Genomic DNA, 15,999 nt, shown 5'->3' with positions numbered 1-15,999 from the left:
GTAAACATTGGAGATGGAGATGAATACGATAATTAAACGGGGACAGGTAAACATTGGAGACAAATACGGTAATTAAGCGGGGACAGGTAAACATTAGACACCGATAAAACTATTTCAATTTTAGCAAAACAAGGATGTGAAGATTAAAAATGAAGAGTATAATTATAGCTTCGAATTGCAGTGGTGGTGGTAAAACCACAGTAACACTGGGAATCATGAAAGCACTAAAAAATAGAGGATTTAAGGTACAAGGGTACAAAGTAGGCCCTGACTATATAGACCCAGCTTTTCATACAAAGATAACCGGTAGTGATTCAAGAAATTTAGATTTATATCTTATGGGAGAGGCGGGAGTTAAAGCTAGCTTTTCTAGAGGCGATGGTGACTTAGGGGTAGTTGAGGGTGTTATGGGTTTATATGATGGGAAAGGTATAGATACATCCTATTCTACTTATCACATATCAAAGGTTTTGGACTTGCCCATTATACTTGTATTGTCTCCAAAGGCTCAGGTAGCAACTCTTTGTGCAGAAATAAATGGAATAGTGAATTTCAAAGACGCTAATATAAAGGGCATAATACTAAACAATGTAACAGAAAGTTATTACAATTTACTTAAAGCTGCTATTAAAGAAAACTGTAACGTGAAGGTCTTAGGTTATCTTCCGAAGGATGACAGGTTAGATTTAAAAAGTAGGCATTTAGGGTTAATTCAAAGCAGTGAAGTAGAGGATTTAGAAGAGAAAATTGAAATATGTGCCCAGTTATTAGAAAAGCATTTGGATATGAATTTATTATTAGAGGGATTTAAAGAAAGCGAAAAATATGTAGACAATTTTCATGTGGAGAATAAGGGGAAAAGAATAGCTGTGGCCTATGATAAAGCCTTTAGTTTTTATTATAAAGAAAATTTGGAGCTTTTAGAGGAACTGGGACAAGTTATATACTTTAGTCCAATTGAGGATGATGAGCTTCCAAGTAATATTGATTTTCTTTATATAGGTGGAGGATATCCAGAGGTGTTTATAAAAGAGTTATCTCAAAATACATCTATGCTAGAAAGTATAAAAAAATCTCTTAATAATGGACTGCGTTGCTATGCGGAATGTGGAGGATTAATGTATCTTACTTTAGGAGAAAAACTAGGTGTGGAAGAGCCAATATCAAATAATACAGTTGGTTTTTTTGAAGGTTATTATACTTTGACAAAAAAACTTCAGAATTTTGGATATGCAGAAATTAAGGTAGAGGTAGAAAATAATATTATATCCAAAAACATGAGTATAAACTGCCATGAATTTCATAAATCTACTGTTCTGGTACAGGAGGAAAAGGTCTGTATACTTTCTAAACAGATTTATGATGGTAGCCTTAAAAGTTGGAAATGTGGATATGCTTTGAAAAACACCTTAGCAGCCTATGGACATGTGCATTTTTTTGGAAATTTAGAATGGTTTAAGGAAATATTTAAATAGATGAAAAGCAAAACAATTAACTATATTCCTTTTATTCGAATTTTTTGGTACAATACATTAGAAGAAAATATTTTGCATTTAGTAAAATCAGCAAAAGGAGATTACATATATGAAGATTAGTTTTTGTAAGCATAACGACGGAATAGGAGAAGTTGTTGAAGCTGTTAGAAATGAGTACCCAGAATGTACAGTTACCCTCAATAAATGTATAGGTGCCTGCGATAAATGCGGGAATACATTAATTGCCAGAATAAATGGGGAATTAGTTGAAGCAGAAGATTGTGAGATTTTATTAGATATTATAGGTGAGTACATGGAGTTAGAATAGAATCTTCCTTAAATAACTCTCTTTAGCGTTATAGTAGCTAAAGAGGGTTGTTTTTATGTTAGAGCTGTTTCTCCAATTTGCGTAATTAATTAAATTAATTGTTAACTGTCCCCTTACATAAAGTTGAATTAATTGTTAACCGTCCCCAGGTAATTTTTTTCTTATGTATCACTATTGATACATATAATGGATAGTGATATAATGTCAATATAAAGCATATAGGAGGAGTTAATTTGAACAAAATAGCTTTAATTACAGACACTACAAGCGATTTAAGTAGAGAAGTCATAGAGAAATATAATATTAATGTATTACCCTTTAGGATTATCTATTCTGATAGAGAATATTTAGACAATGTAGATATTACTTCACAGGAAGTTTATGCAAATATGGAAAAAGAAGTACCTACATCCTCACTGCCATCAATGAAGGATATGGAAGAACTATTTTTGAAATTAGAAGAACAAGGATACACTCATGCTATAGCAGTAACGCTGTCCACTGGGTTATCGGGTATATTCAATGCAATGAAACTTACAAGTGAAAATCATCCAGGAATTAATACACACATATGTGACTCACAATCTATAGCTCTTGGTGAAGGGTTAATAGTAACTGAATGTGGAAGACTTATAGAAGAAGGAAAGAGCTTTGAAGAAATTGTAGAAGCTATTCCCTCTATTAAAGAGAGAATCCATTTATATTTTCTAGTAGGCACTTTAGAGTACTTAAAAAAGGGTGGAAGAATAGGAAAGGTTTCAGGTACTATAGCAGAGCTTTTAAATATTAAGCCTATAATCGCTGTAGATACTGATGGTAAGTATATTACCTGTGAAAAGGTAAGAGGTAGAAAGCAATCTCTTAATAAGCTTGTAGAACTTACAAACAATATTTTAGATAAAAAAAAGTGTAGAGTTTATATAGTTCACGGCGATGCTTTAGAAGAGTCTAAAAAAGTAATGGAGAGTATACGTCCTCATCCAAACGTTATTTCTATAGAATTTGGTGGATATATAAGCCCTGTATCAGGAGTTCATAGTGGACCAGGTTTAATAGGAATGGTTTGTATAGAGGAACCTTAGATATAGATGGGTAATATAGAGATTAAAGAAAGTGAGATAGACATTAGGGCTGAAGAAAAAAGACTTTATGAAGAATATAAGAAAAAACTTCTAGAACTCCGAAAAGTTCAAAAGGAAAAAGAAGCAGTGGGGCAAGTATTCACAAAAGGATTACTACCACTGTACGCATTATTTATTCTAAGTTTAGGTGAAACTAATGGAAATGATATATCTCACAAAATAGGAGAGCGGACAAATGGTCTTTGGGTTCCTAGTACAGGTGGGATATATCCTCTTTTAAAAAGATTGGAAAAGGAAAAACTAATAGTTGGTGAATGGTGTAACTCTAAGAAGGCTCAGAAAATTTATAAGATCACCGATGTCGGTAAAAGGCAATTAGAAAATAAAAAATATCTATTGCAAGATAAAATCGAAGAAGCGTTGGAAGTATTTAAGATAATTTATAATGATTTATATAAATAGAATATTGTTAAATAAGGAGTTGCAGGGATTTCGCTTGCAGCTCCTTTTGTACGTCCGGCAGGGCTAAAGGGGAAAAATATCAGGAATATCAAATAGGAGCAACTACGGGAGGACATAGCTAAAGTGATGAGTAGTTCACAAGACGCTGTTTAGATTAAGAGTGCAAAAGAAAAAATCCCTAAAAATATAGGGATTTTTTTCATTTGCATTGTGTGGGTTAAGTCAGAAATTTTTATTTATTTTTGATGGCTTTGTCTAATATGGTTTGAAAATCCTCTATGGTTGCAACTCTAATGGATTTCCTGAATAATTCAGTTAAGATAACTATATCCTTTATTTCTTCAATATTTTTTCTGGTTTTCTTTGGGACTATATCAAATCTTTCTGCTAATGATTCAATTATAAATTTTTGCGAAGTAGCAGTAGTTGCTTCTTTTCTTTCCTCTTCCATCCATTCATTATAAAGTGGAGATCCCATAAGTGTTTCCCTCCTTACGTATTTTTTTACTAAATGTTCTGAAAATTTGTAACTTGCGAGTATTGACATAGCTGCCATAAGATCCGCTTTCAAGGTGGTATCTTCAACAGTATCTATAGCATCTACTGTTTTTTTTATAATATCTTCAGGCATTTCCATTTTTTCAATTTGCATAAGAGGAAGAAGTGGATATAACCCATATAATTTCTGATTAATGATTAAGTCCTTTTTAAGCTCCCATACTTTAATTACTTCATAGTTATAATCAATAGTTAGTTTTCCTTGCCAATCATCATTCAGTGTATTTCTTTCATTGTCATGTTCGGGAAAGTAAAATATTACTGCTCCACTATAAAATACCTATAAACTTTCAATTCTCAATTCACTTAAAGTTTCAGCTTTAAGTCTCCTTCCCTAATCCAACCTTTCTTTCTCATAATCTCTGAGAAAATTAAAGTTAAGACTGCGGGGGCTATAAAGTGTAGAAATAATATTTTTAAAATTATTATAGAAGTAGGCTCACTGCCTTGCATAGTTGCAAGGGTTCCGAATTGACCTACAAATCCACTGGTGCCCATACCTGCACCTATAGAATTATTTTTCATAGAAAAAACAGTTGTAGAAAGAGGTCCCAGAATTGCACCTGCTAAGGTAGGAGGTATCCAAACTTGAGGGTGGCTTATTATGTTAGGTAATTGTAGCTTAGAGGTACCTAGTCCTTGGGATACCAAACCACCTACTTTATTTTCTCTATAACTAGAAACAGCAAAGCCTATCATTTGAGCACTGCAACCCACCGTGGCAGCACCGGCTGCAAGGCCAGACATATTCAAAGAAATTGCTATGGCAGCACTACTAATTGGAGAAGAAAGCGTCATGCCCATTAAAGTAGATACAGCGATACCCATTGGAATAGGCATAAGATTAGTAGCGGAATTAATGACTGCACCCAAACCCGTCATAAAGACGGCAATATAAGGACCCACAAATTTACCAGCTATACTTCCAGTAACAATAGTAACAATGGGAACTATTAGAATATCAAGTTTTGTTTTTCCAGACACCAAGTTTCCAAGCTCTGCACCTACTACAGCAGCAATGAAAGCTCCCACAGGGCCACCACCCATATACATATACCCGAAGGCACCGGTGGCAGCAGACGAAAACATTGCAAGAGGGGCAACCTTTAAGCCCCAAGCTACAGCCACACCTATTGCGCAGCCAACTACAGGGGATTTAGCTGAAATGATTTCTGTAAACTCTTTAAGGAAGGTTAGGCCAGGAATTTTTGATAATTGACTTAATATTAGTCCGATAATTAATGAAGCAAATAGACCTAATGCCATTGCACTTAAGGCATCTATAAAATCACGTTTAAATGTTTTCTTTGCAGCAATTTTGAATTTTTCCATGAGTTCTCCTCCTAATGAAATATAGTGTTTGCAATATGTACTTTTGTTATGCTATGGCTACAAACCATGTTTATAATATTATGTACATTTATTGTTAATCAACTTCTATACACAAACATATACCTATGTATATACACCTATAAACTGACAACATTATAACATCTTCTTATAAGGACATCAATAAGGCGGAGACAAAAAGTATGGTAGCATGAAAAAAAAGCTTCTATAATATATTAGTCTATTATAGAAGCCTTTTTTTATTTAAAATATGCCACTTGCCACCTGGGTGGCACCAAATATTTAGTCTTCTCGCATTTCTAAATAAGAACTACCATCAAGAGGGATTAAAGCTTGAAGGCCTGGGCGACCATTAAGTAGGCCTATAGCATAAACGGTGTAAAAACGCTGTGACTTTAGTTTTACATTAGGAACATATAAAACTGTAGTTTGTGTACCAGTAGGTCTAGCCTCTAAAGTATAGGTTCCAGCAGGAATTTCTATATAGTCAGTAAATCCCTTGTAACTAATATTCTTAAACAAAATCTTACCGCCGGGTAATACAATATCCAAAGGCCCAGTATTAGGCGATAAATGAGCAAATTTAATATACACCTTATCTGCTGGGTGCATAATTTTAGTTTCAGGAACAGGAAGTAAATCCATGTTAGGTAACATTCCAATGGCAGCAATAGTGTAAATTTTTTCAGGTGGAATAAAAAGTGTTTTATTAAGTACGGGAGAGGCAATAGTTCCAGCTGCATAGATTTTTACATTGTAATTACCAGTTATAACATCTATATAATCTGTGAAATCACCATAGGCTAGGTTTTTGAATTTTAACATATCATTAATATATATATCAACAACTGGGGATTTAGGCGCGGCATGAAGAATTCTTAAATATGAAGTCATGGGGCGAGTGTTATTAATAGGGCTTACCCTATATAAGGAATAAGGATTATAAACATTTTTTGGACAATAGAACATAAAAGGCTCCCTTCAAATATTTCTACTATATTAATATATGAAGAAATATTCTAGAAGGTTACTAAAATTTATTGTAATAAATCATATTTGTTTGTAATAAATATGTAAAGGACTATAAACATGCTAGCGTATACCCTATTGATCTTATAGTTTAAGCACATTGCAGTTTCCTAGATGATAATTTAATTCTAAAAAAAAATTTAGAAAAGTGCAACTATATTACAGTGATAAACGTTATATAATTGTAAATAATGAAAAGCTATGAACTATAGGAAATTTTAATAAATAAATGAGAATTAATCCAAGCAAAGAAAAGTAAAAAAGATTTCTTAAAAGTTGCAACTAAAATATAGTCATAAACGTTATATAAGTATAAAATATGAAAACATATGAACTAGAGGAAATTTTAATAACTAAGTGAAAATTAACCCAAGTAAAGAAAAGTAAAAAAGATTTCTAAAAGGTGCAACTAAAACATAACCATAAACGTTATATAAGTGTAAGTTATGAAAATAAGTGTACCATGTGAAAATTAAAGAAATTGAGTTAAATTTTAATAAAAAAGTTGAAATTAAACAGAAAGAGTTATATAATAGGTACAGCATGAATTTTGTGTAATTGGATTAATGTTATCACAAATATTTATGTCATTTCATAATATGGTAAAGCACCATACATTCTAAAGGTATCACAAACACATTGAAGTCTTTAATTACTAAGTTACTTTAAACTGATTTTTATCTTTTATAGTAATAAAAAAAAGCTCCCTAGGGGGTGTAGTTAAAGGAGAAAATATTGTATTCTTTTAAAAAGTCTACAATTATAACTAAGTTTTTATTTTTTTAAAAATAAAAAGTATATATTAATGGGAGGGACAAACTATATGAAACAAATCAAAAAATCACTAAGCATATTCATGGCAGCAATATTCGTAATGGCCGGAATTTTAGGTAATGTTACAGCAAACGCTGCACAAGCAGTTACAACAAAGGCTACACAGGTACTTGTTCCAGCGATAAATTATGTTGGAGTAGAACATTCACCACTAATAGTAGGAGATACTGAGAAATTCACAGTAACTTCAAGCTTTTCAGGAAAAGTTCAATACAGAGCATTTATGTTCGATGGTAAAACATGGGCAGAATTAACAAAGGGATATGGCGCATCAGTAGATGCTAAAACACCATATGTTTTACCAGAAACACCAGCATTCAAATTAGGAAAAGCTAAAGTTTCAGTTTGGGTAAAAAGAGACGGAGAAACAGGAATTCAATCAAACAAAAATGGTAACTTTGATAGTTATTATGTTGCAGAATTAAATTGTGTTGCTAAAAATGATGCGAGTAGAGTATACGCTAATGGAAAAGCTGATTACACTGTTAATGGAATGAAATTAACTTTCAACAAAATAGAAGGAATTAACGGAATTCCAGGACCATACAAATATGCAATGCACGTAATGGATCCAACAACTGGAGTATGGACAAAAAGAGTAACTACTTACCAAGAATCTCCATCATATACATTCACAAAACCAGGAACTTATATGGTTGTTGTACATGCAAACACAGAAAAATCAACAACTTGGGCAAAATACTTAGCACAAGACAAAACAGATGCTAATCAAGGTTCAACATACGGAACATATGAAGCTTGGAAAACAATAATGGTAACTGTTAAAGCAGAAGATACAGTAAAAGTATTTGACACTACTGTTAAAGCAGCTACATTTGGAGCAGCAGTAAATGTAACTATGACAACAGGAGGTACTAAAAACTTTCCTACAGCTACAAAATATCAAGTAATTGATGGTACAAGTGCTATATCAGCTATAGTTAACTTAGGAACAGTTACAACAGCTATGTCTATACCAGCTAAAGTTGCAGGCGATAAAGTAAATATTAAATTACTTGATGCAAATGCAAAAGAAGTTAAAGTTATAGAAGTAGCTTTAGGACAATCAGGAACAATCACAGTAGCACCAGTAGTACCAGTAGATCCAACTACATCAGAAATTAAAGCAACAGTAAAAGCTGGTACATTTGGAGCATTAGTAACTGTTACATCAACTTCAAAAGATGCAGTTAAATACCAAGTATTTAATGGTACATCAGCTTTATCAGCTATAGAAGTTTTAGGAACAGCTACAACAGTTATGTCTATTCCAGCTAAAGTTGCAGGAGACAAAGTTAATGTTAAATTAATAAATGCAGCTGGAACAGTAATTGCAACAAATGAAGTAGCTTTAGTAGCTGCTAAATAGTAACTTTTAAAAGGACTTTAACCCTTAATTAATATTTAATTAAGGGTAGTTAATAAATAAAGTATCAAAATAAAACCAAATTAAATGGAGGTATAAATATATGAACAAGAAAATTACAAGCACAGCTCTTGCTGCTTTAATGATAGCAGGATCAACATCTTTCTCAGCTTTTGCAGCAATGTCTAATGGTACTGTAGTAATAGGAGACAAAGCTTTTGACTTAGCTTATGCTAATGATGCAAAAAACCTTACTGAAATCACTAATGCAATGGTCGCAGGTGGAGCAATTTATGTTAAAAACTTTGAAGGAAACTGGATTAACAATGTAACTGGAACAACAGTAGCAGCAAGTGTTATACCAGCAGTAACTTACAAAAGTTCTACTGGAGTAGTAACTAATTATCCAGCAGCAGATAAAGATTCAGCTGCAGTAACAGTAACTAATAATGGTGCTAAAAGTTTCAAAGCAACATTTAGTGCTGAAGTAACAGATACATCAAAGGTTGTATTTACAGTTAAACAAGGACTATCAGCAGTTAAAAGTTTAACAGTTGTTTGGAATACTGCTAAAACAGAAGCTACATTAAATAATACATCAAACTTACCAATAGGAGAGTATACAGTTAATGTAGTAAATGGTACAACTGATCTTGGAACTACAAAATTAAGTGTAGTAGAACAAAAAATTGCTAAGATTAATATAACTTCAACTAAATTAGGAATTAACAATTCAGTTAGAAAAAATAGCAATGATTTCGGAGTTGGATTTGTAACTTATCAAGTATTAGATCAATTTGGAAATGATATTACACAGGCTCCTATTGCTAACAGCTTAACATTCAAATGTGGATTAGGTAATGTAGAAGGAAAAAATGGTGTAATTAAATTAACACCAAATATGAATATTTTACAATTTACTTCAGTAACAATAAGTGCTTTTGATTCAGGTTCAGGAACTAATACAAGTGCTATATTACCAGTATCTACAGAATCTGGTACATTAAGTGCAATAAACCTTACAGCTTTAACAAATGCTGATAACAAAGTGTTAACTGCAGAAGATACTTCAACTGTATTCTATGTTGCTTATACTGCAACTGATATTAGTGGTAATCCTACAACAGATTATGATCTTGTAAAAAATGGTTTAATATTAAATGATAATGACGAGTTAACTGCGTCAAGCTCATATTTAACTACTAAAATTGTACATGATCCAAAAGATTCAAAGAAAGCAGCAATTCAAGTTCAAGTTAAAAATGCAACAGATATTCTTCAACAAGATATGCCAAACGTACAAATTGTAGCTATGACTTATACAGGAAAAAATTCACAATTGATGGTAACATTAAAGAAAGCAGCAGTAATAGATTCAATCCAATTATTGTCACCTTCTTTTAATATAGCTGTTGGTGAAAACGAAATAATTCCATTTATAGCATTAGATCAAAATGGAAAAGTATTAACAAAGTATGTAGATATAGTTCAACTAGGTGTTTTAATTTCTGGAGCACATTGGGTTAGAAATACTGATGGAACTGCTTCATTAAGAGTTGGAGATATGGATGGTAAAGGTTATCCAAATGAGGGACAACGAGTTATAACAGTAGCAACGGATACAAGTAAACCTAGTAGCATAAATATAAATATTCAGAAAAAAGTTATGGCTGATACATTATCTTTAGATACTACAGCTTTCAAAACTATTATGCAAGTAGGTCAAGAATCTGGTAAAGCAGAGCAACTATTAGACTTTGGATGGGATAATGGCGGATTATCTGTTAAAGATCAGTATGACAGAGAAGTTGATATGACTACAGGCACTATGGCTAATAAAGACGAAGGCAGATACTATGTTATCGCAGAGTCAAGTAATTCAAATGTAGTTGCAGTTACTAACAAAGACGGAGACGAAAAGCTTATAACTGATAACAAGTTAAGTACAGGAAAAGGTTATATAGCACTTACAGCAGATAAAGCAGGAACAGCAACTATTACATTTAAATTGTATAACACTGATCCTACAAAGGCTGATGGCACTAACAGAGATCCTCTTGTGCCTGTTGATACTCAATCTCAAACATTCTCAGTATTAGCTAATGATGATATTAAAGATTATGTAATATCTGAAAGAACTGAACCAATATATGCTAACGTTGATCATGTTACTAAGACTGTATCAGATAGACAAGTAGATTATAAAGCTGGTGTAAAAGTTTTTGGTACAACAGCAAGTGGTGCACAAGTAATATTATCAGGTGAGCCAATATTCCAAGCAAAAGTTGATAGTAAAGACTTTAAAATAATTAGAGGACCTGAAACATTAGGTGGTACTTGTAAGTATGATAAAGTAAGAGTAGTTGCACTTGACTTTGCAGATTCTATGAAGACAGCATCAAGCACTAAACTAGAAGTAAGTTTTATGGGAGCTGATGATAAGGTTTATGCAAGATCTACAACAATTAAATCTACAACAGTAGATCCAGAAGCTAAATCAATATATGCTCATGTATCAACTGAAGTATTTGGTATTTCTGAACAAGATGATGTTATAACTCTTGCTCAATCTGCTGGTAATTCTTATGCAGATATGTTAGGAAATTCTTTAGCACAATACGATGCAAATGGAAAAGCTGGTACTACACAAAATGTTTATATTGCAGCAGAAGATCAATATGATACAGACAGTATGGCATTGTCAGCATTTAAAGTAGTTCCTAATGAAACTAAGCTTGCAACTGGATCAACATTCGTTCTTGCTAATGATGGTACTATTACATCTATGGATGTTAAGCCTGGTGATTTTGTTACAGTTTCTGGTGTTGTTAATGGAAAAGTTAAGACAATTAAGATTGTTTTCGCTGGTACAACAGCAGCAGATTCAGAAACAACTAAAATAGCAACAGCAACAACAGCAGTAGTTAAAGCTGAAGCTAGTAAATTAGCAGTTGATAAAACAGCAGCACAAACTGCAGTAGATTTATTAGCAACTGCAACAGTTAAAACAGATTTACAAGCTAGAGTATCTAAAATAGTTACTTTAGAAGATAATTTAGCAGCAGCAACAGCAGCAGTAGTTAAAGCTGAAAAAAGCAAATTACAAGCTGATGTAGATGCAGCAAAATTATTAGTAACTGCATTACCAACAGGAACAGATAAAACAGCTTTACAAGATAAAATAACTGCAATAGTTATAACTGTAACTGTTGAATGGGTAGCATCACCTTCATATAAGGGAATAACTACAACAATAAAAGGAACTGTTGATGCAACAAAAGTTAAGTCTGTAAAAGCTACTGTTGCTGGAAAAGAAATTGTAGCAGTTACAATCAATGCTGATGGAACATTCGTTATTGATATGAATGATGTTGAACTTGGAGCTACTGTTGTAGTAAAAGCATATGATGCAAATGCTAAAGAAGTAAATTCAAAAGATGTAATTAGAGGCCTTTAATCTAATAAGTAGTATGATGGGGCAGTTGCCCCATCGTATTATATTATATAGGAAAACATTGAAATGTTAGAAATTTATATTTTTGACATTCAAAAATCGAGGGGGAAATTTTAATGAAATTACCATATAAGATTATGTCTACTGCTGCAATGGCAGTTGTATTAGGTTCAGTTCAAATGATTAGTGCAAATGCTGCAGTAGGTGATTTTTACAATCAAACTACAAGTACAAAATATTTAAAAGCAGATTTAGTATCTAACAATGCCTTAGTTAGTAAACTAGAAGCTGAAATGGATGCTAAAAATGTAGTTATAAAAGAAGTAAGCAATGGAAAATATCTTGATTATGATAAAGCTAACACAGCTTTCGTAGCTGCTATAGCTGATCATGTAGATCCATCAATAGCAATCGTAAAGGCTGCTACAGCTGGAAAGACTGAAGCAACAAAAGAAATTTTAGATGCATATAAGCCAGCAACAACAAAATTAACAGTTACATCAGTAAGTGCTATTAACCAAACAATCGCTGCTAACAAGGCAACAGATCTTAAATTCTCAGTTAATGGATTAGAGAAGCTTACAAAAACTGAGTTTGAAAAGAAGTATGAAGGTTATAAAGTAGACTTCAAATATAATAAAATGGGTTTAGATCTTAATGGTAAAGTAACAGTAAGTGATGCCTTTAAATATGCAGTTCAAGTAACAGATAAAGATGGTAACATGCTTCCTAAAACATTGGCACCAGCTGATTTTGTTGAAGTAACAGTTGTTGATGCTACAAAAGCTACTAAAGTGAATGAAATTGGTCTTGTTAATGCTACTGGTAAAGAATGGACAGCACCTTCAATAACTAAAGAGGATACTGTTAGAATCGCAGCTACTTTATATGAGAATGGTTTTGCAGAAAGCAATAAAGATAAAGATTCTACGGTTACACAACCAAAAGTAAAAACAGTGAAATCAAGCGATTCATTAACTGCTTACTATGCTGATGGAATTAAAGTTCTAAAAGCTGGTACAGTTACATTAACGGTTGAATTTGAAGGAATAACAGAAACAAAAACAATCCAAGTAACAACAAAAGATGCTCAAGAAGTTACAAGCATTAAAGCTGACGCACAAAAAGTACAAGCAGGAGTAGCTAACCAAACTGCTAAGTTCACACTTCTTGATAAAGCCAAAGAAGAAATGAGAACTACTGTTGGAGTATTCTATACTGTAACAGCTGATGGTGCTACAACTGAAAGTACAATTTTAAACAATCTTAATGTTGTAAAAGCTGCAGGTGAAATTAATTCTACATTTGTTAAAGGCATAAATACAATAAATGTGTATGACGATGCTAAAAAGACAAACAAACTTGGTACATTTACAGTTGAAGCTGTAGAAGTAGCAAATGTTGCACCAGATACTTATAAACTAGTTGTTGCTGCTGATACAGCTGAATTAGACATGAATACAGCTGCAGATAAAAATAATATAGCATTGGATATTAAGGTTGAAGCATATGTTAATGGCGTGAATGTTGATTTCCCATCTAACGGTGTTAAATATGAAGTTTTATCTTCTAACGAGAAAGTTGCAACAGTAGTTAGAGATGGTTCTAAAATTAAAGTTGCTGCTGTTGCTAAAGGATCTACAACAATTACATTGTACACAGTTGAAGGTGATCTTAAGACACCAGTTGCAACATATAATGTAACGGTTAATAATACTACTCCTCAAATTACTTCTTTAACATTAAAAGAAGGTCCAGCTGGAAAAATTAAAGTAAATAAATTAACTGATTTAAAAGCCGCTGTTATAGCTGCTGTAGTTGATGGAGATAAACTACCAGCTGATGCAATTAAAACAGTAACAGCAGTAGATAATGACGCTATAGTTATCGTGGAAATTGCTTCAATTTATGGTGGTAAAACATTTACATTAGCTGCTGAGGTTGATACAGTTGCACCAACAGTATCAGGTATAAAAGTTAATGGTAATGCTGTAGAGGTAGGAACTGAAAATACTATAACTTTAAAATCAGCAGAAATAACAAAAGCAGAAAGTACTTTAAACGAAAATGTTAAAGTTACTGTTATTTTAAAAGATGGAACTAAATTAGCTAAAGATAAAGCGGTTACAACTACTGATTTATTTAAAACATTTAGTACAGATTCAACTGTTACACTAGCTACAGTTAATATGTTGGATGGGGCAACTGTTACTTTAGTAGATGCTGCAGAAAATGCAACTACTTATACAATAACAATAGCTAAATAATAAAAGTGCGAAACGTTACTTTATAAGCTAGTTTCTAGCGAAAAAAGTAAAACTTAAGCAGATAATAGTAATACATATAAGAAGGTATAAAGGTAACTTTATACCTTCTTATGTCAAATCTATTTTTTGAAAAGTTTTAACTGTTTTGTGGAATAGTCAGGTGAAAGCCCTGTCTCAAGTAATAGCCTTTTAAACTTGATGCCTAATCCTCCAGCATTTGTTATGATTTGTATTGCATAACAGATGAAGCCTGGTAAAGACGTAATACGTGGGAGTCGTATGCGGGGCTCCTTAAAAGTTTACTATGGTCAAGGATACCTAATCCATGTTTAGGCGTGCTCAGAATAATTCATGCTGTTAAAATAGATGTCTGTCTTTAGCTTGGCATGAAACAATATGTTTGAGATAACATATTGGATTGAGAACAATTTAGGCTGTTAAACTCAATATACTTAGCTCGTTAGTGGAGACCTAAGGTAAACAAAACACAAGGGATACACAAAATGGAACGTTTGATGCTCTATATAAAGAGGAGATACAGCTCCATTGAAGTATATAGAGGCTCAGCGGGTTCATAGTAGTGATGACCTCCTGCCGTTTGTAGCTTTCTGGTAACAGAAGATGAGGATAAAACAGGGGATAGCGAAGGAACCTAGTCGGTAATAGAAAGTTAGGAATTAAGCGGAAGTAATTTAAATTTAAATATAAAGTTGTATAAGCTGTGGGAAGCAGATTATATAACTATCATCTCAGGGACAAACCAAGTCAATCACATCAAAAATCATAAAATAGTCAGGTCATACACTGGCTGAAAACTAAATAGTGAAATTAATACTGAGAGTATCTTTAGGGATGCTCTTCTTTTCTTTTTTTGAGTCTACAGCAAAAGAAAAAAATATCAACATTAGATTTATTGAATTCCTTTTATCAATAGATGGTGCAGGGGAGTTTATCATTCTGCAAACTAAATAAACAGATTTAAACAAAAAAATAGATATTTTAACAAAAAACAAATAAATTGTTTAAAAAATACAATATTAGCTATCAAAAAATACAATAATATGCTATTATTAAAAAGATAAAATTTGAATAACTTTCCTAAAATTTCTATTATCGAGGAAACGCCGTATGCGATGAAAGCCGCACGTATGGTGTGGACCGGACGAAAATTTGTTGAAAATTGATAGGCTTCCCACTATCAATATAAGCTTATTAGTTACGGAATGACAATTCAAGTATAAATATTGGTACTAAAATAGATTCAATCAAATTAATTGAACCTACTTATAAGATAGCTATTGGAGAAGATAAAGAGATTCTATTTGTAGCATTAGATCAAAATGGAAAAGTATTAACAAAATATTCAGATATAGTTCAACTAGGTGTTTTAATTTCTGGAGCACATTGGGTTAGAAATACTGATGGAACTGCTTCATTAAGAGTTGGAGATATGGATGGTAAAGGTTATCCAAATGAGGGACAACGAGTTATAACAGTAGCAACGGATACAAGTAAACCTAGTAGCATAACTATAAATGTTCAGAAAAAAGTTATGGCTGATAAATTATCTTTAGATACTACAGTTTTTAAAACTATTATGCAAGTAGGTCAAGAATCTGGTAAAGTAGAGCAACTATTAGACTTTGGATGGGATTGGGGCGGATTATCTGTTAAAGATCAGTATGGCAGAGAAGTTGATATGACTACAGGTACTATGGCTAATAAAGACGAAGGTAAATATTATGTTGTCGCAGAGTCAAGTAATTCAAATGTAGTTGCAGTTACTAACAAAGA

11 protein-coding genes are annotated in these 15,999 nt (G+C 32.6%); 8 read left to right on the top strand and 3 right to left on the bottom strand.

The window, feature by feature from the left end:
- The first annotated feature begins 149 nt into the window (after window positions 1-149).
- The 4 genes from Ctaglu_RS07045 (at window position 150) to Ctaglu_RS07030 (ending at window position 3,347) form a co-directional block, all read left to right on the top strand.
- The gene (locus tag Ctaglu_RS07045; protein ID WP_124999487.1) at window positions 150-1,475 is read left to right on the top strand and encodes a cobyrinic acid a,c-diamide synthase CobB; all 1,326 of its coding nucleotides are present in this window, start codon (window positions 150-152) and stop codon (window positions 1,473-1,475) included.
- Between the two features lie 109 nt (window positions 1,476-1,584).
- Window positions 1,585-1,803 (top strand): DUF1450 domain-containing protein, encoded by a 219-nt coding sequence (locus tag Ctaglu_RS07040; RefSeq protein ID WP_124999485.1) that lies wholly within the window; start codon window positions 1,585-1,587, stop codon window positions 1,801-1,803.
- A 233-nt stretch (window positions 1,804-2,036) separates the two neighbouring features.
- Window positions 2,037-2,885 carry a DegV family protein gene (locus Ctaglu_RS07035; RefSeq protein ID WP_124999483.1) on the top strand — a complete coding sequence of 283 codons (849 nt, stop codon included), beginning with the start codon at window positions 2,037-2,039 and terminating at the stop codon, window positions 2,883-2,885.
- A gap of 6 nt (window positions 2,886-2,891) precedes the next feature.
- The gene (locus Ctaglu_RS07030; RefSeq protein WP_124999482.1) at window positions 2,892-3,347 is read left to right on the top strand and encodes a PadR family transcriptional regulator; all 456 of its coding nucleotides are present in this window, start codon (window positions 2,892-2,894) and stop codon (window positions 3,345-3,347) included.
- A gap of 232 nt (window positions 3,348-3,579) precedes the next feature.
- Here the strand turns inward: Ctaglu_RS07030 and Ctaglu_RS07025 are convergent, their stop codons facing one another.
- The 3 genes from Ctaglu_RS07025 to Ctaglu_RS07015 all read right to left on the bottom strand — a co-directional run bounded on the left by Ctaglu_RS07025 (window position 3,580) and on the right by Ctaglu_RS07015 (window position 6,224).
- On the bottom strand, window positions 3,580-3,978 hold the full coding sequence (locus Ctaglu_RS07025) for a hypothetical protein (RefSeq protein ID WP_207669451.1): 399 nt from the start codon (window positions 3,976-3,978) through the stop codon (window positions 3,580-3,582).
- 233 nt (window positions 3,979-4,211) lie between these two features.
- The gene (locus Ctaglu_RS07020) at window positions 4,212-5,237 is read right to left on the bottom strand and encodes a PTS sugar transporter subunit IIC (protein WP_124999478.1); all 1,026 of its coding nucleotides are present in this window, start codon (window positions 5,235-5,237) and stop codon (window positions 4,212-4,214) included.
- Between the two features lie 300 nt (window positions 5,238-5,537).
- Entirely contained in the window at window positions 5,538-6,224 is a 687-nt protein-coding gene (locus Ctaglu_RS07015) for a DUF4397 domain-containing protein (RefSeq protein WP_233439705.1), read from the bottom strand.
- Window positions 6,225-7,107: 883 nt separating this feature from the next.
- Here Ctaglu_RS07015 and Ctaglu_RS07010 point away from each other — a divergent pair.
- From Ctaglu_RS07010 to Ctaglu_RS06995, 4 genes are all read left to right on the top strand, one after another.
- The gene (locus Ctaglu_RS07010; RefSeq protein WP_124999474.1) at window positions 7,108-8,487 is read left to right on the top strand and encodes a hypothetical protein; all 1,380 of its coding nucleotides are present in this window, start codon (window positions 7,108-7,110) and stop codon (window positions 8,485-8,487) included.
- 100 nt (window positions 8,488-8,587) lie between these two features.
- A complete protein-coding gene (locus tag Ctaglu_RS07005; RefSeq protein ID WP_124999473.1) occupies window positions 8,588-11,941 on the top strand; it encodes a cell wall-binding repeat-containing protein in 3,354 nt (1,117 codons plus the stop codon).
- Window positions 11,942-12,054: 113 nt separating this feature from the next.
- Entirely contained in the window at window positions 12,055-14,205 is a 2,151-nt protein-coding gene (locus Ctaglu_RS07000) for a hypothetical protein (RefSeq protein ID WP_124999471.1), read from the top strand.
- Between the two features lie 1,450 nt (window positions 14,206-15,655).
- Window positions 15,656-15,999 (top strand): hypothetical protein (locus tag Ctaglu_RS06995; RefSeq protein WP_185732613.1); only part of this gene is annotated, 344 nt, incomplete at its 3' end.

The sequence above is a fragment of the Clostridium tagluense genome, from assembly GCF_003865095.1.
Taxonomy (GTDB): Bacteria; Bacillota; Clostridia; order Clostridiales; family Clostridiaceae; genus Clostridium_AD; species Clostridium_AD tagluense.
The sequence above is the reverse complement of the archived record's forward strand: the minus strand, read 5'-3'. Positions and strand labels throughout refer to the sequence as shown.